The sequence below is a fragment of the Streptomyces sp. NPDC000941 genome (assembly GCF_053599555.1).
Genome location: NZ_JBSFMM010000550.1, coordinates 1 through 1,345, shown reverse-complemented (window position 1 = coordinate 1,345; position 1,345 = coordinate 1). Strand labels below are relative to the sequence as shown.

Genomic DNA, 1,345 nt, shown 5'->3' with positions numbered 1-1,345 from the left:
TCAACACCCGATAGCCGTCCGCGAGGACAGCCTCGACGGCGGTGGAGAAACGCACCTGATGACGCAGGTTGTCCACCCAGTACGCGGCGGTCAGCATCGAGGTCTCAATCCGCCCGCCCGTCAGCGAGGAGTAAAACGCCACCGTGGTGTCGAGCGGCGTGACCTCCCCCAACAGCGCCATCAGATCGTCGGCGATCTCATCCACCTGCGGACCATGCGACGCGTAGTCCACATCAATCACCCGCGCCCGCCTACCGGTGACCGCCACCCCCGCAACCACCTCAGCCACCGCCTCCGGCGGACCCGAAACCACGGTCGAGGACGGCCCATTGACCGCCGCCACCCCCACACCCTCACACCCACCGATGAACTCCTCCGCCTCCGCCTGGCCCACAGCCAGCGACGCCATCGCCCCACCACCCGACAACGCCCGCAACGCCCGCGAACGCACAGCAACAATGCGGGCACCATCCTCAACCGAAAGCGCCCCACCCACCACAGCCGCCGCGATCTCCCCCTGCGAGTGACCCACCACCGCCGCCGGACGAACGCCGTACGACTCCCACACCGACGCGAGGGACACCATCACCGCCCACAACACCGGCTGCACCACATCCACCCGCGCCAGATCCGTCTCGCCCTCACCGCGCAGCACCTCCGTCAACGACCAGTCCACAAACGGCGCCAACGCCGCCTCACACTCCGCAATCCGCGCCGCGAACACCGGCGACGAACCCAGCAACCCCACACCCATCCCCCGCCACTGCGCCCCCTGCCCCGGAAACACCAACACCGCACCGGCGTCGGAGGCCACGGCCTCGCCGGTCACCACCGCGGCGGACGGCATGTCGTCCGCCAAGGCGCGTGCTCCGGCCGTCAGTTGGTCGCGGTCCTGGCCGAGGACGACCGCGCGGTGGTCGAGCACCGACCGGCTGGCCACCAGCGACCAGCCCACCGCCGCCGCATCCGCATCCGAGGTGACGGCGAACTCCACCAACCGCCGCGCCTGCGCCCGCACCGCGTCGGCGGACTGACCCGACACCACCCACGGCACCACACCACCCACCGGCGCCAGCTCAACAGCTCGGGGCTCCTCCTCTTCCGGCGCCTCCTCCACGATCACGTGCGCGTTCGTCCCGGACATCCCGAACGCCGAGACCGCCGCCCGCTTCGGGCGGTCCGTCTCCGGCCAGGGCGTGGCGTCCCTCAGCAGTTCCACCGCGCCCGTGCCCCAGTCCACGTGCGGCGTGGGCTCGTCGATGTGCAGGCTGGCGGGCATCACGCCGTGGCGCATCGCCTGCACCATCTTGATCACGCCCGCGACCCCGGCGGCGGCCTGCGTGTG

Annotated in this window: 1 protein-coding gene; it reads right to left on the bottom strand. The window is 71.1% G+C overall.

What is annotated here, in order from left to right; all coding sequences use genetic code 11:
* A partial coding sequence (locus ACWDSL_RS53420) for an acyltransferase domain-containing protein (RefSeq protein WP_450497017.1) occupies positions 1 to 1,345 on the bottom strand: 1,345 nt, incomplete at both ends.